This window comes from Arthrobacter sp. 05L421, assembly GCF_056397785.1.
In genome coordinates, this window is record NZ_JBFTOC010000001.1 from 16,258 (window position 1) to 33,022 (window position 16,765).

Annotated in this window: 21 protein-coding genes and 1 riboswitch; of the genes, 19 read left to right on the forward strand and 2 right to left on the reverse strand. The window is 67.3% G+C overall.

All coding sequences use genetic code 11. From position 1 onward, the window contains the following. Positions 1-67: 67 nt before the first annotated feature. From AC1DKQ_RS00065 to AC1DKQ_RS00080, 4 genes are all read left to right on the forward strand, one after another. Positions 68-667, forward strand: coding sequence for a GDSL-type esterase/lipase family protein (locus AC1DKQ_RS00065; RefSeq protein WP_476917878.1), 600 nt, complete (start codon positions 68-70; stop codon positions 665-667). Positions 668-816: 149 nt separating this feature from the next. Next, positions 817-1,644, forward strand: a complete 828-nt coding sequence (locus tag AC1DKQ_RS00070; protein ID WP_476917879.1) for a DUF4097 family beta strand repeat-containing protein — start codon at positions 817-819, stop codon at positions 1,642-1,644. Then, complete coding sequence (locus AC1DKQ_RS00075) at positions 1,644-2,264, forward strand: PadR family transcriptional regulator (protein WP_476882887.1); 621 nt, start codon at positions 1,644-1,646, stop codon at positions 2,262-2,264. The genes AC1DKQ_RS00070 and AC1DKQ_RS00075 overlap by 1 nt, the downstream gene beginning before the upstream one ends. A gap of 119 nt (positions 2,265-2,383) precedes the next feature. Further along, positions 2,384-2,458, forward strand: coding sequence for a 50S ribosomal protein bL37 (locus AC1DKQ_RS00080; protein WP_104061284.1), 75 nt, complete (start codon positions 2,384-2,386; stop codon positions 2,456-2,458). Positions 2,459-2,547: 89 nt separating this feature from the next. On the opposite strand, the gene rsrA is transcribed toward AC1DKQ_RS00080, so the two are convergent. Next, positions 2,548-2,808 carry a mycothiol system anti-sigma-R factor gene (gene rsrA / locus AC1DKQ_RS00085; RefSeq protein ID WP_476882886.1) on the reverse strand — a complete coding sequence of 87 codons (261 nt, stop codon included), beginning with the start codon at positions 2,806-2,808 and terminating at the stop codon, positions 2,548-2,550. Then, positions 2,805-3,644 (reverse strand): sigma-70 family RNA polymerase sigma factor, encoded by an 840-nt coding sequence (locus AC1DKQ_RS00090; protein WP_476917880.1) that lies wholly within the window; start codon positions 3,642-3,644, stop codon positions 2,805-2,807. Before AC1DKQ_RS00090 ends, rsrA begins: the two co-directional genes overlap by 4 nt. A gap of 380 nt (positions 3,645-4,024) precedes the next feature. On the opposite strand from AC1DKQ_RS00090, the gene AC1DKQ_RS00095 reads away from it, so the two are divergent. The 15 genes from AC1DKQ_RS00095 (at position 4,025) to AC1DKQ_RS00165 (ending at position 16,755) form a co-directional block, all read left to right on the forward strand. Further along, entirely contained in the window at positions 4,025-4,573 is a 549-nt protein-coding gene (locus AC1DKQ_RS00095) for a DoxX family protein (protein WP_377985524.1), read from the forward strand. Positions 4,574-4,580: 7 nt separating this feature from the next. After that, positions 4,581-5,984, forward strand: a complete 1,404-nt coding sequence (gene aroA / locus AC1DKQ_RS00100; RefSeq protein WP_476917881.1) for a 3-phosphoshikimate 1-carboxyvinyltransferase — start codon at positions 4,581-4,583, stop codon at positions 5,982-5,984. Further along, positions 5,968-7,083, forward strand: a complete 1,116-nt coding sequence (gene rsgA, locus AC1DKQ_RS00105; protein ID WP_476917882.1) for a ribosome small subunit-dependent GTPase A — start codon at positions 5,968-5,970, stop codon at positions 7,081-7,083. The genes aroA and rsgA overlap by 17 nt, the downstream gene beginning before the upstream one ends. A gap of 77 nt (positions 7,084-7,160) precedes the next feature. Further along, on the forward strand, positions 7,161-7,973 hold the full coding sequence (gene hisN, locus AC1DKQ_RS00110) for a histidinol-phosphatase (RefSeq protein ID WP_277522992.1): 813 nt from the start codon (positions 7,161-7,163) through the stop codon (positions 7,971-7,973). A gap of 98 nt (positions 7,974-8,071) precedes the next feature. Next, entirely contained in the window at positions 8,072-9,565 is a 1,494-nt protein-coding gene (locus tag AC1DKQ_RS00115) for a glutamyl-tRNA reductase (protein ID WP_476917883.1), read from the forward strand. A 77-nt stretch (positions 9,566-9,642) separates the two neighbouring features. Beyond that, positions 9,643-9,756, forward strand: a riboswitch (SAM riboswitch). Positions 9,757-9,791: 35 nt separating this feature from the next. Further along, the gene (locus AC1DKQ_RS00120) at positions 9,792-11,210 is read left to right on the forward strand and encodes an aminotransferase class V-fold PLP-dependent enzyme (RefSeq protein WP_476917884.1); all 1,419 of its coding nucleotides are present in this window, start codon (positions 9,792-9,794) and stop codon (positions 11,208-11,210) included. 69 nt (positions 11,211-11,279) lie between these two features. Then, positions 11,280-12,041 carry a class I SAM-dependent methyltransferase gene (locus AC1DKQ_RS00125; RefSeq protein WP_476917885.1) on the forward strand — a complete coding sequence of 254 codons (762 nt, stop codon included), beginning with the start codon at positions 11,280-11,282 and terminating at the stop codon, positions 12,039-12,041. Positions 12,042-12,174: 133 nt separating this feature from the next. After that, positions 12,175-13,461, forward strand: coding sequence for an Nramp family divalent metal transporter (locus tag AC1DKQ_RS00130; protein WP_476917886.1), 1,287 nt, complete (start codon positions 12,175-12,177; stop codon positions 13,459-13,461). A gap of 16 nt (positions 13,462-13,477) precedes the next feature. Continuing rightward, positions 13,478-14,194, forward strand: coding sequence for a metal-dependent transcriptional regulator (locus tag AC1DKQ_RS00135; RefSeq protein ID WP_476882877.1), 717 nt, complete (start codon positions 13,478-13,480; stop codon positions 14,192-14,194). Between the two features lie 12 nt (positions 14,195-14,206). Further along, positions 14,207-14,656, forward strand: coding sequence for a fluoride efflux transporter FluC (locus tag AC1DKQ_RS00140; RefSeq protein WP_476882876.1), 450 nt, complete (start codon positions 14,207-14,209; stop codon positions 14,654-14,656). Beyond that, the gene (gene crcB, locus AC1DKQ_RS00145; protein ID WP_476917887.1) at positions 14,653-15,024 is read left to right on the forward strand and encodes a fluoride efflux transporter CrcB; all 372 of its coding nucleotides are present in this window, start codon (positions 14,653-14,655) and stop codon (positions 15,022-15,024) included. Before AC1DKQ_RS00140 ends, crcB begins: the two co-directional genes overlap by 4 nt. 38 nt (positions 15,025-15,062) lie before the next feature. Then, the gene (locus AC1DKQ_RS00150) at positions 15,063-15,434 is read left to right on the forward strand and encodes a hypothetical protein (protein WP_476882874.1); all 372 of its coding nucleotides are present in this window, start codon (positions 15,063-15,065) and stop codon (positions 15,432-15,434) included. Positions 15,435-15,481: 47 nt separating this feature from the next. Beyond that, complete coding sequence (locus tag AC1DKQ_RS00155; RefSeq protein WP_256336428.1) at positions 15,482-15,616, forward strand: hypothetical protein; 135 nt, start codon at positions 15,482-15,484, stop codon at positions 15,614-15,616. Positions 15,617-15,890: 274 nt separating this feature from the next. Further along, complete coding sequence (locus tag AC1DKQ_RS00160; RefSeq protein WP_476917888.1) at positions 15,891-16,367, forward strand: DUF6325 family protein; 477 nt, start codon at positions 15,891-15,893, stop codon at positions 16,365-16,367. 37 nt (positions 16,368-16,404) lie between these two features. Next, positions 16,405-16,755, forward strand: coding sequence for an SHOCT domain-containing protein (locus tag AC1DKQ_RS00165; RefSeq protein WP_476882872.1), 351 nt, complete (start codon positions 16,405-16,407; stop codon positions 16,753-16,755). Positions 16,756-16,765 lie beyond the last annotated feature (10 nt).

Here is a 16,765-nt window from a genome sequence, read left to right on the forward strand (position 1 = left end):
GGGCAGTTCTGTTTAATGGACTGTTAGTGGTCAGCTTGATGGACAGCGTTGAAGTGAAGAGGTAGTCGTGGAAGATCGGAAGCTGCGGATTGCAGCCGTTGGGGACGAGCTGTTGGCCGGGCTCGGTGATCCGCGTGCCTTGGGCTGGTGGGGGCGGGTCCTGGCCCGCACGCCGCAGGACAGCGTCGCACTGGAGTGCTACTCCCTGCCATGCCCGGAAGAAGGCACGGAGGGTATCGCCGCGCGCTGGCTCGAGGAGGCAGGCCGCCGCTTCGGCAACCATCACGACAACCGCCTGGTGATCGGCTTGTCCGGCCGCGACATTGAGTTCGGCCTGTCCACGGCCCGCAGCCGCCTGAACCTCGCCAACATCCTGGACTCCGCCTCGCAGAACAAGATCGAGGTCTTTGTCGTGGGCCCCCCGCCCACGCTCGACCCCATCCAGAACCGCAGGCTCGGCGAACTCAACACCGCCTTCGCCGACGTCACGACGCGCCGGAAACACCTCTACGTCGACACCTTCTCGCCGCTGCTGAACCACGAGCAATGGCGCCAGGACCTCGCGGCCAACGGCGGCACGCCCGGCCAAGCCGGGTATGGCCTCATGGCGTGGCTCGTGCTGCACCGCGGCTGGTTCCAGTGGCTCGGCCTGGACGCGCCGGAATAGGCCGGCCACCCCGCAACCGGCCGCACCGGACCGCACTCCTGCGGATTTTCGCGATATATCTTGACCTGGCAGCGGGCGCGATATATCGTGACTTCATAGTCGCGATATATCTTTAGTTGCCCAGCACCTTTCGCCTTTCCGGAGGAACCATGTCAGAGAACACGTGGACCGTGACCGGTCCGCAGACCATCGACGTCGACGGCGTCCGCTCCCTCAAACTCGGCATTGTCCGCGGCCGCTTCGACATCGTCACCCATGACGAGGACGTCGCCAGGATCGAGGTCTCCGAAATCGACGGCGATCCGTTGTCGGTTTCCGTCGTCAACGGCCGTCTGGAAGTCCGCCACCAGCTGCACGGTCCGCAGGGCTGGTTCAAGAACCTGATGAGCACCGTCAACAACGGCAGCAGCAACTCCGTGGTCATCAGCATCGCCCTGCCCGCCGGCGTCGAGGTCGAAGCCGGGACGGTGAGCGGCGACGGCATGGTCTCCGGGATCAGCGGCCACGCCCGGCTCAACACCGTCTCGGGCTCCGTGCTGGCGGACGGCACCTCCGGTGAACTCTCCGTCAACACGGTCAGCGGCGAAGTCATTGCCCGCAACCACCGCGGCGTCCTGACCGCCAAAAGCGTCTCCGGCGAAGTGACGGCCTCGGGGGAATTCAGCCACATCCGCGCGAACACCGTCAGCGGCGACCTGAACTTCGATCTGCACGGCTTCACCCAAGATTTTGGCGCCAATTCAGTCTCGGGCGACGTCACCATCCGGGTTCCGCACGACATCGGCGTCGACATTGTCGCCAAATCCGCCAGCGGGGCGGTGGTCATCGATGACAAGACGTACGCCCAGCCCAGCGGCACGGTGCAGACCATCGCGGGACCGGACGCCAAGCTGATGCTGGTCCGGACCAACTCGGTTTCGGGAAAAACGTCGGTCTTCCACAGCCAGCCCACCGCGGACACCGAAACGGCCCTCTGATGCCTCCCGTCTTCGCCCATGGCGCGCTGCGGCTGTACCTGCTCGCCCTGCTCGAATCAGGTCCAAAGCACGGCTACGAACTCATCAAGGCGCTCAGCGAGCGTTTCGGCGGCACCTACTCCCCCAGCGCCGGAACCATCTACCCGCGCCTGGGCAAGCTCGAAGAAGAAGGGCTCGTTGCCACCCACACGGAGGGCCGCCGCACCAACTACAGCATCACCCCGGCGGGACTCACGGAGCTCAACAGCCGGCGGGACGAACTCGCCGGCGTCGAGAACGACATTTCGGCCTCGGTCCGCCGGCTGGCCGACAACCTGCGCCAGGACATCCGCGTCAACATGCGCGGCCTACGGGCCGATCTCGCGGCAACGGCGGAGGCGGCACGGACCTCCGCGCGCGCAGCGGGTTCTGCCGGCGGCGCGGGGAGCCCGCGGTTCTCCCCTGAGGGCGAGCGGCGCCTGAAGGAAGCGGAAATGCTGGTGCAGGCCTTCCGCGACGACATGCGGGTGGAACTGCGGCGGCACGCCGGCAGCCATCCCGTCACCGCCGTCACGCTCGAAACGGTCAAGACCGTGCTGGACCAGGCCCGGATCTCAATCCGCAATTCGCTGGAAAGCTGACCACCCCACTCGCAAGTGGTCACGGCCCCGTAGCGGCACGTCCCCGGTTCGCGGCGGGTGCCTCGATGTGGGAGACTTGAGGGCAGCTCTTTTGAGTACCAAGATTAAGGAGGCCAGCTATGAGCAAACGTGCACGTAAACGTCGTGACCGTAAGCGTGGCGGCGCGAACCACGGTAAGCGCCCCAACGCCTAAGCAAAGCTTGGAATGACAGCTTTAGACGAATGACCCCGGAATCCTTACGGCTTCCGGGGTCATTCGTTTATCTGGGTAGAAAGCCGGGCTCAGGCTTCCACAGTCCGGATCGAGTGAATCCGGTCCAGGATGGCGTTCTTGAGGTTATCCGGAGCTGCTTCGGTGCACGAACGCTTGACCATCACGCGGATGACACATTCGAGGTCGTACTGCTCCAGGCACTCCGGGCAGCTGTCCAGGTGGTCCTTGATCTCTGTGATGTCCTCACGCGTGAGCGCACCATCCAGATATTCATAGATACGTTGCATCCGGGCGTCGTCGCAATCGCCCAGTCCCTGGCAGTCGCTCATTTCCTATTCTCCTGTTTGTTGCTGTCGGCCGCGGCGCTTGACTCGCTTGCGCCCTTGAATCCCCGTTCGGCGGCATAGTCCGCAAGCATGTCCCGCAGCATCTTCCGGCCGCGGTGCAGCCGGGACATGACGGTCCCGATGGGGGTGTTCATGATGTCTGAAATTTCCTTGTACGCGAAGCCCTCGACGTCGGCGAAGTACACGGCCAGCCGGAACTCCTCCGGAATCGATTGGAGTGCGCGCTTCACATCGGAGTCGGGCAGATGGTCGAGGGCCTCGGCCTCCGCCGAACGCAGCCCCGAGGACGTATGCGACTCGGCGCGGGCGAGTTGCCAGTCCTCGATGGTGTCCGAGTTCGACTGCAGCGGCTCGCGCTGACGCTTCCGGTACAAGTTGATGTACGTGTTGGTGAGGATGCGGTACAGCCAGGCCTTCAGATTGGTTCCCGGCTTGTACTGGTGGAACGCGGAAAACGCCTTCGTGTACGCCTCTTGGACCAGGTCCTCGGCGTCGGAGGGATTCCGGGCCATCCTCATGGCCGCCGAATACAGCTGGTCCACGTACTGCATGGCGTCGCGTTCAAAGCGCACCCGGCGTTCGTCCGCGGACTCCGTGGCAACGTCCAGGGGCTTTCCGTCGACCTCGGTTTCCAGGGCGGCGGGTCCATCAGCGGGCGCCTGCACAGCACGACCATCTGCCGAATTCTGCACAGGCGAATTCTGCACAGCGGGCCGTTCTGGTGTGCCGGACGTGCCGGAATCAGGTGTCTTGGTGGGCGTGGCGTCGTTTCCGGCAACCTCGTGCATGGCCGCTACGGCCGGGTCCATGGTGCTCATTGCGTTCAAGTCTACTGTCACCTTCCGCCGGGCACCCGGAACTGCCGGAAGCTCGAGGGTCCATGATTTACCGGCTTCCGGTTCCGCCCTGTCCAACACCCTCGTCAAATCTCCGCCTTCCTAAGCTGCGTCCGTTCGCCTGCGTTTATCCAGCTCTGTTTATCCAGCCGTGTCTGTCTGGCCGTACCTACCCCACCCCGCTGCACCGGCGCTCCAACAAGGAGAACGGTTCAGGCACGCCGGCACTGTGACACGGCTGGGAAACCGTTGGGATCTGTCTTTCACAACCACGTCCTGCGGGCAAATATTCCGCAAAAGTGCAAGACTAGAACCGGTTCTCCCGCAGTGAAGCCGCGGTTTGTCCATCCAGGAGGAAATTCATGTCGTTTGTCCGCTTTCTCGCCCGGCCCATGCTCGCCTCCAGTTTCGTCCTCGCCGGCATGGACAAGCTCAAGAACGCGGATGACACTGCGGCACAGCTGTCCCCCTTGCTGCGCCGCACGGCCGACGCACTGCCCTTCCAGCCCAACGAAAAAGTCGTGGCACGCGTGATCGGCGGCACCCAGATCGGCGCCGGCGTTTGCTTCGCCCTGGGCAAGTCCGCACGGCTGGCCGCCACCTTGCTCGCCGTCATTTCGGTCCTGAACGGTTACGTGGAATGGCGCAGCGCGGACATCTCCTCGAAGGAAGCCCGCGACGCCCGCCGCAAGCAGCTTCTGAAAAACGTCACCCTCACCGGCGGCGTTCTCCTGGCCGCTGTCGATACCGCCGGCAAGCCCAGCCTGGCTTGGCGCGCGGGCCACCTGGCCGCGGATGCCAAGAAGAGCGCCAGCCACCTCGCCGCCGATGCCCGGAAGACCACCAACAAGCAGCTGAAAAAGGCCGACAAAGTTGTCCGCAAGGCCGTAGACCACACAGCCGGAGCCTAAGACGGTAATGACTGGGACCACCCCCTCAGCAGCTGCCCCTTCCCACTCTGCCGGCCTCCATACTGCCGGCGTCGTTCCGCACTGGCCCGCACCCCTGGCCGAGCGGCCGGTTGATGCCACTGTCACCGTTCCGGGGTCCAAGTCCCTGACCAACCGCTACCTCGTGCTGGCCGCCCTCGCTGACGGCCCGTCCCGGCTGCGGGCCCCCCTTCACTCCCGGGACTCCGCACTGATGATTGAGGCCCTGCGCCAGTTGGGGGCCACCGTCACGGAGGTTCCCGGGGACGGCGCCTTCGGCCCGGACCTGGAAATCAGCCCGATCAGCTTGGACGCCGCTGCGGCGGACACCGCGATCGACTGCGGCCTGGCCGGCACGGTCATGCGCTTTGTGCCTCCGGTGGCGGCGCTGCGCCGCGGCGAGTCCCGCTTCGACGGCGACCCGCACGCCCGCAAACGCCCGATGGGCACCATCATCGAGGCACTGGCCGGGCTGGGTGTGGCAGTGAACGCGCCCGACGGCGGTCCGGCGTCGTCGTTGCCCTTCACCGTCCACGGCACGGGCGAAGTACGCGGCGGCCACCTCATCATCGACGCCAGCGCGTCGTCCCAGTTCGTCTCCGCCCTGCTGCTGGCCGGCGCCCGCTTCACCGAAGGGCTCCATCTGGAACACGTCGGCAAGCCCGTACCGAGCCTGGACCACATCAACATGACCGTGGCCGTGCTGCGCGGCGTGGGCGTAGCGGTCGATGACTCAGTGCCGAACCACTGGATTGTCTCCCCCGGGCCGATCCGCTCCTTCGACCAGCGGATCGAGCAGGACCTCTCCAACGCCGGGCCCTTCCTCGCGGCGGCCCTGGCCACCCGCGGAACCGTGCGGATCCCGGACTGGCCCGCGGCGACCACCCAGGTCGGTGACCTCTGGCGCGGCATCCTGACCGCCATGGGCGCGACCGTGACAATGGATGCCGGCACCCTGACCGTCAGCGGCGGCCCGGAGATCAAGGGCGGCGACTTCGACGAGACCAGCGAGCTCGCCCCCACTGTGGCCGCGCTCTGCGCCCTCGCCACCGGCCCCTCGCGGCTGACCGGCATCGCCCACCTCCGGGGCCACGAAACGGACCGGCTCGCGGCCCTCGTCACCGAAATCAACGGCCTCGGCGGCGACGCCGAAGAGACCGCCGACGGACTCATCATCCGACCGGCCACGCTGCACGGCGGTGTGGTGCACAGCTACGCGGACCACCGCATGGCCACTGCCGGCGCCATTCTCGGCCTGGCCGTGCCCGACGTGGAGGTCGAGGACATCGCGACCACGGCCAAGACGATGCCCGATTTCCCGCAACTCTGGGAAGCAATGCTGGCACAGGGACCCGCCGCAGATGAGGACACCGCCGGTGGCACGCAGCACTGATTCCTGGGACGAGTCCGACGTCCGGATCCGTCCTAACAAGAAGGGCACCCGCCCCCGCACCAAGGACCGGCCCAGTTACGACGACGCCGTCACCGGACGCATCATCACCGTGGACCGCGGCCGCTACACCGCCGTCGTCGCCGAAGGGACCGCCGACGAACGCAAGATCATTGCGGCCCGGGCCCGGGAGCTGCGCCGCAATCCCGTGGTTGCCGGCGACTTCGTCTCCCTGGTGGGGGACGTCAGCGGCGAGCCCGACACCCTGGCGCGGCTGGTCAAGATCCAGGACCGCAAGACGCTGCTGCGCCGCAGCGCCGACGACACGGACCCGATCGAACGCGCCGTGGTGGCCAACGCCGACCAGTTGGTTGTGGTGGTTGCCGCCGCCAACCCCGAGCCGCGGACCGGCTTCATCGACCGCGCGCTGGTAGCGGCCTACGACGCCGGCATTGAGCCGCTGCTGCTCGTCACCAAAGCCGACGTCAAGGATCCCGCCGAGCTGTTGTCCAATTACCAGCATCTCGATTTCCCCGTCATCATCTCCAAGACCGCAGACTCCGCCGCTTCCGGCATCGACGCCCGCTCCGACGACGGGCTCTCCGCACGGCTCGACAAGGACGCGGTGTCCCAGCTGCGCAACTACCTCGACGGCAAGGTCACCGTGATGCTGGGCCATTCCGGCGTCGGCAAGTCCACCATGGTCAACGCCCTGACCGGGGCCGAGCGGGCCACGGGAGGCGTCAACGCGGTCACGGGCCGCGGCCGGCACACGTCGTCCTCCGCGCTGGCGCTCAAAGTCAACGATGCCCCGGCCGGCAGCTGGATCATCGACACCCCCGGCATCCGGTCCTTCGGGCTGGCCCATGTGGACCCGGACCGGATCCTCCGCTCCTTCCCGGACCTGGAACCGGGCACCGACGACTGCGAACGCGGCTGCAAGCACGACGCCACCGCCGTCAACTGCGGCGTCGACAAGTGGGTTGCCGCCGGGCATGCCGGGCCCTCCGGACCCGCCAGGCTCGCGTCCCTGCGCCGGCTGCTGGGCACAGACCCGCGGATGGAAGCGCAGGAAACCAAGGAACTGGGCACCGTCTCCTAGCCGGCCCCGCAGTAGGACCTTCGGCGCCGGGCCGCGGCCTCCCGCCCGGCAGCCCGGTTTGCCGGTAGTTTGGAACCATGAGCCAACCCGCTTCAAGCTACAACGATGACCTGCGCCTTGCCCATGTCCTGGCAGATTCGGTCGACTCCCAGACCATGAGCCGCTTCAAGGCGCTCGACCTTCGGATCGAGACGAAGCCGGACCTGACGCCCGTCACCGATGCCGACAAGTCCGCCGAGGAGGCCATCCGTGGCCAGCTCTCCCGGTCCCGGCCGCGCGACGCGGTCCTGGGCGAAGAATTCGGCAGTTCTGGCCATGGCTCCCGCCGCTGGATCATTGACCCGATCGATGGCACCAAGAACTTTGTCCGCGGCGTCCCGGTCTGGGCCACCCTGATCGCCCTCGTCGATGAGGGCGAGCCGGTGGTCGGCGTCGTCAGCGCGCCGGCGCTGGGCAAACGCTGGTGGGCCGCCAAGGGTGCGGGCGCCTACACAGGCCGCTCGCTCGCCGCCGCCACACGGCTGAAGGTCTCCAACGTCTCCAACCTCGAGGACGCCTCGCTGTCCTACTCCAGCCTGGGCGGCTGGAAGCAGCGCGGGAACCTGGACGAGTTCCTGGGCCTCACCGAGGAAGTCTGGCGCACCCGTGCCTACGGCGACTTCTGGTCCTACTGCCTCGTGGCCGAGGGTGCCGTGGATATCGCCTGCGAGCCTGAGCTGAACCTCTACGACATGGCGGCCCTGGTGCCGATCGTTACCGAGGCCGGCGGCCGCTTCACCTCGCTCGAGGGCGAGGACGGCCCCTTCGGCGGCAACGCCCTCGCCACCAACTCCATCCTCCACTCAGAAGTCCTCAAGCGGCTCAACCCCGACCTCGACGACCTCCTCTAGGCCCCCCTCAAGGATTCCCAAGGGCCGCTGTACGACGCTGTCCCCAGCTTCGCTGCCGTCAAGGCGTGGAGCGGGCATCGAGTGGCAGGAGGGCAGCCATGTCTGGATCGGTTCACCCCAAGGATCCCGAAACCCCCGACGTCGGCGTCGGTCCGGTTCTACTGGTCCTGGTTGCGAAGTACCGGGACCTGGACATTGAGTCCGCCGCCCGGCTCCAGGCCGTCTCCTCGGAGCTGGGCCAACATCTGCTCGCCAGCAGTTCCGCCGTGTCCGGAGCCGTGGTCGTGTCCACCTGCAGCCGCTTCGAGATCTACTGCGAGGTGGCGTCCAGGGACCATGTAGATGCCGCCTGCACCGTTGCCCTGGGTACGGTCCGCCTCTGCACGGGCCTGCCCGCCGTCCGGCTTGCGTCCCTGTTCGAACACTCGTCTGGCGCGTCCGCGGCGGAGCATCTCTTCGCCGTTGCAGCCGGCCTAAACTCCGTTGTGGTGGGTGAGCGTCAAGTCGCCGGCCAGGTCCGCCGCGCCCTCGCTGAAGCACAAGCCGCAGGTACTGCGAGCGGGCTTTTGGTCCGGCTGTTTCAGGAGGCCTCCCGCACGGGCAGGGACGTGGGGGCGCGGACCACGCTCAGCAGCGCCAGCAGGTCCATAGCATCGGTGGCCCTTGAACTGGCCACTGCCGGAGTCGCGTACCCGTCCCTGACTGATGCTTCCGTAGTCCTCTTCGGCACCGGTTCCTACGCCGCGTGCGTCGCGGAGATCCTCAGGAGCAAACGATGCCCCACCATTTCCGTCTTCTCCCAATCCGGCCGCGCGGAGGCCTTTGTGGCAAGCAGGGGTGGCACGGCGCTGACGGCACAGGTGCTGCCCGCCGCTGTTGCCCGGGCAGACATACTGATTGGCTGCAGCGGCACGGAGACGCGCATCGCTGCCGGCCAACTGGCGCAGTGGAGAGGTGGCAGTGGCCGTGCCCTCACCGTCGTCGATCTCGCTCTGAGCCATGACTTCGACCCCCACGTGGCGGATCTGCCGGGCATTGAACTGATCACCCTGGATTCAGTGCGATCCGCGGCTCCCCCTGCGGACTCCGAGGCGCTCCGCCTCGCCCGCACAATGGTCCGGCAGGCGGCGCACCGTTTCGAAGATCGAGAGGAACTGCGCGCAGTCGACGCCGCCATCGTGGCCCTGCGCCGGCACGTCCAGCAGGTCCTCGAGGCCGAAGTGGAGCGCACCATGAAGCAACATGGGCGCGGCGCCCAGGCAGAGGATGTGAACCTCGCGATGCGCCGGCTGGTCCGCCGGCTGCTTCACCTCCCCACGGTCCGCGCCAGGGAACTGGCCACGGACGGCCGCCAGCACGACTACGCGGCTGCGCTGGAAGCCCTGTTCGGCCTCAGCGTCCAGCCCGCTGGCGGCCGGAGCCCCGGGACCGCCACTGTGGTCGGCTTGAGGCGGCCGACTTGGGAATTGAGGGAGGCGGAGTCTGGGATGAGAGCGTGCGGCGGGGCCGATCCGCGCGGCGGATGCCCGGGAGCCTGCCCGGCGCGCCGCGTCACAGTGCCGTCCTTGGATGGTGTCACGGCGGCTCCGTAGCCCTGGTCCGTAACAATCCGCTTCACAATCGGTGACCGCCTTTTCCCCGGCTGCGCGTATGTCCTACGCTCGATGCAGGTCACGAGTGCCAGCGCTAAACCCCGGTTTGCTGGCCGGCAACCCTCCAGACGCGGTGGGGTGCCCCGGGTGACGACCTGGCCGGTCCGGAACGGACCCGGCAAGCGCGGATTCCCACGATGTGGGGGTCCTGGTCGAGTGAGGTCCCATGACAACTGCCATTTTTCCCGCTGCCCCCGAATTTCACGCCCTCGCGGGCCGCCCGCTGGCGGCCGTCACCGGGGCCGAAATCCAGGCCCCGCTGATCACAGGCGGCCATGCCCGCTACGCCAACCTCGACTACGGCGCCTCCGCCCCGGCCCTGTCCGTGGTCTCGGCCTACTTGAACGAAATCCTGCCTTACTACGCGAGCGTGCACCGCGGCGCCGGCTACGCATCGCAGATCAGCACGTCCGTCTACGAGAATGCCCGGGACATCGTGCGGGACTTCGTGGGCGGCCGGGCGGACGATTCCGTGATCTTCACCCGCAACACCACCGATTCCCTGAACCTGCTGGCCGGCTGCCTGCCGCTCCGTGACGGCCGGCCCACGGGCGAGGTCCTGTATCTCGACATCGAGCACCACGCCAACCTCCTGCCCTGGCAGAGTGTCCCGCACCGCAGCGTCGTCGCTGCCCCCACCCTCGCGGCCACCGTGGACCGCCTGCGGGACGAGCTCGCGCGCGGCGGCGTCAGCCTGCTTGCCGTCACCGGCGCTTCCAATGTCACGGGGGAAATCCTGCCGATCCGGACCCTCGCCGCCCTGGCGCACGAGTACGGCGCCAGGATCGTTGTCGACGCCGCACAGCTGGCCCCGCACCGGCGGATCGACATCACCGCGGACGACGTCGACTACCTCGCCTTCTCGGGGCACAAGCTGTACGCCCCGTTCGGCACCGGCGTGCTGGTGGGCCGGACGGACTGGCTCGACGCCGGCACCCCGCACCTGGCCGGCGGCGGCGCAGTCCGCGACGCCCGGCTCGACTCCGTCAGCTGGACCACCGGACCCGCCCGGCACGAGGGCGGCTCGCCGAACGTCCTCGGTGCGGCCGCGCTGGCCCGCGCCACCCAGGTGATCGCAGCCCTGGACCCGGAACAGTGGCAGGCCCACGAGGACGCCATCCGGTCCTTCCTCGTCGAGGGCCTGCAGGGCATCGACGGCGTGACCGTGCACCGGATTTTTGCCGATTCGTCCACCGCTTCTTCCCCCGGAGGCGACTTGCCGGGCACCGGCACCATCGGCGTCGTGAACTTTTCCGTGGAAGGCTACGACGCCGGGCTGGTGGCCGCCTACCTGTCGGCCGAACACGGCATTGGCCTGCGCGACGGGCGCTTCTGCGCCCACCCGCTGCTCAAGCGGCTCGGCCTGCCCGCCGGCTCCTTGCGGGCCAGCTTCGGCCTCGGCTCACGGCTGGAGGATGCCGAGCGCCTGCTCGCCGGCCTGCAGCAGTTGCGGCAGAACGGACTCGGCTGGGACTACGTGGTGGACGCCGGCCGCTGGGTGCCGGCCAACGATACCCGCAGCTACCCCCACTGGGCCCCGAACACCCCGGGCACCGCCGGTGCCGCGCCCTGCACGGAGGACTAGGCACGGCGCCCGTGCGGTAAATTCGAAAGGTATCTGAAACCAGCAGTACCTTCCCGAAGGAGAGCGCACGTGGCAAGCGGCGGGCCCAAGCTCCACAGTGAGCGGCGCCAGGAACTCGGCCAAAGTTTCCAGGACGGCGGCGAGCACTACGAACGCGTCCGCCCGGGGTATCCGCAGGAGTCGGCCGACTGGCTGATCCCGGCGGGGGCCAAGGATGCCGCGGACATCGGCGCCGGCACCGGCAAGTTCACTGCGCTTCTGGCGGCCCGCGGCCTGCATACGGTGGCCGTTGATCCCTCGGCCGACATGCTGGAGCAGTTGCGCCGCACCCTGCCGGAGGTCACCGCCATCGAGGGCAGCGCCGAGGACACGGGCCTGCCGCCGGAGACGTTCGATCTCGTCACGGTCGCCCAGGCATGGCACTGGTGCGATCCCCGCCTGGCGAGCACCGAGATTGCCCGGATCCTGCGGCCGCACGGCGTGCTGGGCCTGATCTGGAACCAACTGGACACCGCTGTGCCCTGGGTGCACCGGCTCTCGCGCATCATGCACGCCGGGGACGTCCACAAACCGCACTTCCGCCCGCCCGTGGGTTCCGAGTTCACCGGGCTGGAGAGCCACCTGACCCGGTGGGAGGATTCGGTCACCACGGCGGACATCCAGGAGCTGACCAAGTCCCGCAGCTACTACCTCGCGGCATCGGATTCCACCCGGGCCAAAGTAATGTCCAACCTCGACTGGTACCTGCACGAGCATCTGGGCCATGCCCCAGGCGCAGTGCTCCGGCTGCCCTACCTGACCCAGACGTGGCGGGCCTTCCGGATTGCGTAAGGCCCCGGCCGGGGCATATTGTTTCGGTATGCCTAATAATCGCTTGTAGGCATGCGAAACTTTGAACCGGGCGCTTTTCGGGCCGGTACCGATCATCGCGTCAACGCAGACGCGCCATTCACGGGAGCTGGCAGTGCTGGATGTAAGGGGCCACGAACAGTCGCCGCAGGACGCGCGCACCTATAAACATCCGGGTGCCCGCAAGGCCCTGATCGGCCTGCTGGGGCCGGCGTTCGTGGCATCGATCGCCTACGTGGACCCCGGAAACGTGGCCGCCAACCTGACCGCAGGCGCACAGTACGGCTACCTGCTGGTGTGGGTACTCGTGGCCGCCAACATCATGGCAGTCCTAGTCCAGTACCAGTCCGCCAAGCTCGGAATCGTCACGGGAAAGAGCCTCCCGGAGATCCTCGGCGAGCGGCTCAAACCGTTCTGGCGCCGCGCCTTCTGGCTGCAGGCCGAAGTCGTGGCCGCCGCTACCGACCTCGCCGAGGTGGTGGGCGGGGCAATCGCCCTGTACCTGCTTTTCGGACTCCCCCTCCCCCTTGGCGCCGTGATTGTCGGTGCGGTGTCGATGCTCCTGCTCGCGGTGCAGGCCCGACAGAAACAGCGGCCCTTCGAATTCATCATCATGTTCCTGCTCGGCATCATCACCATCGGTTTCCTGGCCGGGCTGTTCATCAGCCCGCCGGATCCGCGCGCCGCCCTGGCCGGGCTGGTGCCCGGCTTCCAGGGTCCGGAGACTGTGCTGCTGGCCGCCAGCATGCTCGGCGCTACCGTCATGCCGCACGCCATCTACGTCCATTCGGCCCTGTCCCGGGACCGGCACCGCCCAGACGAACACCTGCATGTTCCACCGGCGGCCGTCGCGCGCCTGGTCAGGGCTACCCGGTTCGACGTCGTGGCCGCGCTGGCGATCGCCGGGCTGGTCAACATCGGCATGCTGCTCCTTGCCGCTTCCACCCTTGGCGGGGAAGAGGGCACGGAGACGATCGAGGGCGCGCACGCCGCCATCACCGCCAATCTCGGCCCCATCATCGGTGTGATCTTCGCAGTCGGGCTGCTCGCGTCCGGCCTGGCCTCGACCTCGGTGGGCTGCTATGCAGGCGGAACCATCATGCAGGGCCTGCTCAAGATCAAGATTCCTGTCATGGCCCGGCGCGTGGTGACCCTGATTCCGGCCGTTGTGCTGCTGGCGGTCGGCTTCGACCCCACCTGGGCGCTCGTCTTGAGCCAGGTGGTCCTCAGCTTCGGGATTCCCTTTGTCCTCGTCCCGCTGGTGGTACTGACCAGCAGCAAGGCCCTGATGGGCCGGTTTGCCGACGGCCTGGCCCTCCGCATCGCAGCCATCATCAGCGTGGTGCTCGTCGTGGCACTTAATTTGGTGCTGCTGTGGCTCACTTTCTCCCGAGGAAGCTGACGGTAGGCTTAGGTCTGTGAAGACCAGTGCGCCCTCCTCCTCGATCGAGGACTACGTCAAGGTCATCTATTCGTTCACCGAATGGCAGCCGAAACCCATCACCTCCACGCAGCTGGCGCAGCGCCTGGGCGTCGCCAACTCCTCGGTTTCGGAAATGGTCCGCAAGCTCAAGGACCAAGGCCTCGTAGACCACAAGCCCTATAGTGCCGTCACTCTCACCAGCGACGGCGTCCGGCTCGCCCTGTCCATGGTCCGGCGGCACCGGTTGCTCGAGACTTTCCTCGTCCGGGAGCTCGGCTACCGCTGGGACGAGGTCCACGACGAAGCAGAGCTCCTTGAGCACGCCGTCTCCGACACCTTCATTGAGCGGATGGCGGCCAAGCTCGGAAACCCCGCCCGGGACCCGCACGGCGATCCCATCCCGGCCGCGGACGGCTCCGTGCTGGTGCCCGCCGCCCACCGCCTGAGCGAACTCGACGACGGCCATACCGGCCGGATCACCCGGATCAGCGACGAGAACCCGGAGCTGCTGCGCTACCTCGCCGCCCAGGACATCGACCTCGACGCCGAGGTGGAGGTGGTGGGCCGGAGGCCGTTCGGCGGTCCGATCGTGGTGCGGATCGGTGCCGCCGCGGCACCGCGGGAATTCGACTTTGCCGAAGAAGTCGCCTCGGCCCTCTGGGTCCACAGCGATGCCGCGCACGCAGGCTGCAGCGCCCCCGCCCATGATTGAAACGTGAGCTGAGTGAAAAGCGCGCTGGACGATCGCCGGACCGTGCCGCGCCCCGGCGTACCGGGCTGGAAGGCCTGGTCCGCCGTCGCCGTCGGCGGGTTGATCGGAACTGAGCTGCGGTTCGGCGCCGGCCTGATGTTCCCCGACAACGCCGGTGAGGTGCCGTGGACCACGCTGGCGATCAACGTGGCCGGGAGCTTCATCCTGGCCACGTTGACCACCATCTGGATCGCGCGGCCACAGACGGCGTTCTGGCTGCGCGCCGGCATCGGCCCCGGCCTTCTGGGGTCCTTCACCACTTTTTCAGCGCTGGTCATAGTCATTGACCAGCAGTTCCGCGGCGGCTATCACGCCACCTGGCTGGCCTACCTCGGGCTCTCGCTCGTCCTGGGCCTCGGGGCCGCCGCCGCCGGCTGGAAAACCGGCAAAGCGATCGCCGACCTCGGCGGAGGTGCCCAATGATCACCGCGCTCGTGGTCGGGGCATGCGGCGTGGCGGGAGCACTGCTGCGGTTCGCCGTCGACTCCTGGTTTGCGCACCACCAAGGCTCCCGGCCGCACTGGCCGTGGGCAACGTTTGCTGTCAACGTCACCGGATCGTTCATCATCGGTTTAGCCGTGGGCCTGACCGGCCACATGGAGTTGGGAGCCGACTGGCACGCGGCCATCGCCACCGGACTGGCCGGCGGCCTGACCACCTTCAGCTCATGGACCACCGCAACGGTCCGCCTGGTCAGCGAAACGCGTTACCGGGCGGCGGCGCTCAACGTAGCCTCGAATCTGCTCGCGGGGCTCGCGGCCGCGGCCTGCGGGCTCTATCTCGCCGGCTGAGGGCCTTTAGGGTGCCGTCGTTCCCGTATCGTTGAAGGATGATTACGCGACGTGAAGCAGCCCAGGTCCTCGACATCCCCCTGGAAATGGCGCACCGTCACGGCATCCCCGCACGGCTGTCCGAGGCCGAGCTCGGCGAACTGCTGGACAACCCCCCGGCCTGGCTGGTCCAGTCCAGGGCAAACCGGACAGGCAAGCGGCCCGTCTGGGTCCAGCTGACCTGCGCCGTCTGTGGATTCTCCGAAGCCGCACGGCCCAAGAAATGGTGGCCGGACTTCACCTATGTCTGCTGCGCGCACCACGAGGCCCGCGACATCCCCGTCCTCGGACCCGGGCTCGTGCGCAGTGTGTATGACGGCGTCGGCAGCCGCTTCGCAGGCATCGTGGACGCCGCGGTTCCCGAGGCGTAGCTTAAAAGACGGGGCCACCCCGGGCCCCAGCCGTGAGGGAGAGCACCATGCCTGACAAGACGCCGCACCAGAGCGTTTCGAAAAAGTCGGTCAAGACCATCAAGGAAAAACGGGCCGAGAAAAAGGCGAAGCACGTCGTTGATGCCCACACCGATCCTGTGGCACACATCAAGAAGCGCTGAATACTCATAGGGCCGGAAGCCGTTGCTTCCGGCCCTATGATGTGCCCCCTCGGACTCACCCGAAACGGATGATGCGGGGGGACTTCCGTAGGCGCTTTAGTGTTCTTGAGATCCCTCGTCGGGAGAGCCAGTGTCCTGACCCACGGCTCGGCCCCGACGGCCTAGCCGGGGGTTCGGCAACAGAATCATTCGGCGCGGGTGGTGACGTCCCCGGGAGGGGACGTCCACACTAAGGACAGCGCGCTGGACGGTGCGCCCGAAACAGACCGGAGGAATGCCAGTGACTACCACACCGGAGACCGAGGCCCACGGGCCGGTCGACTTCGTACTCCTCGAGTTCCCCCTGGCGGGACTGACGGGACGGGCCAGTGAAGAACTCGTCAAACTCGTCGAGCAGGGCGTGATCCGCCTCTTCGATCTCCTCGTCATCATGAAGAACGAGGACGGCACGGTGGAGGTGCTCGAACTCACCGACCCAGGTGGCCCAGCGGCTAGCTTCGCCTACTTCGAAGGCGCACGGACAGGGCTTCTCGGCGATGACGATATTGCCGAGGCAACGGCCGCCGTCCTGCCAGGTACGGTCGCCGCGCTGATTGTCTACGAGAACACATGGGCAGCACCGTTCGTATCGGCCGTCCGCGAAAGCGGGGGCGAGCTCATCGCAAGCACGCGGATCCCTGCGCCGGACGTGATGGAAGCGCTCGACGCCCTCGAGGCCGCCGAGTCCGCACCGCCGGTAGCCGACGCATAATCCGACGCAGAAGAAGAGACGTGAGAGGAAAAGAATTATGGGACTTCTTAGGGGTATGGCCCGGACGGCGGTAGTGGCGGGAACGGCGTCGGCGGTGAACGGCCGCGTCCAGCGCCGGCAGGCTTCAAAGTTCGCCGAGAAGGACGCAGCGACCGCGGCCAAGCAGCAGGAGGCCTACGATGCGCAGATGGCGCAGCAGCAACCGCCACCACAGGCATACCAGCAACCTGTCTACCAGCAGCCGCCGCCCCCTCCCCCGCCCGCCGGCGGCGGTGGCATCAGCGACGACGCCATCCAGCAGCTCAAGGAGCTCGGAGCGCTGAAGGAGCAGGGAATTCTCACCGAAGAGGAGTTCGTGGCCCAGAAGGCGAAGATCCTCGGCACGTGACGTTCGGGGA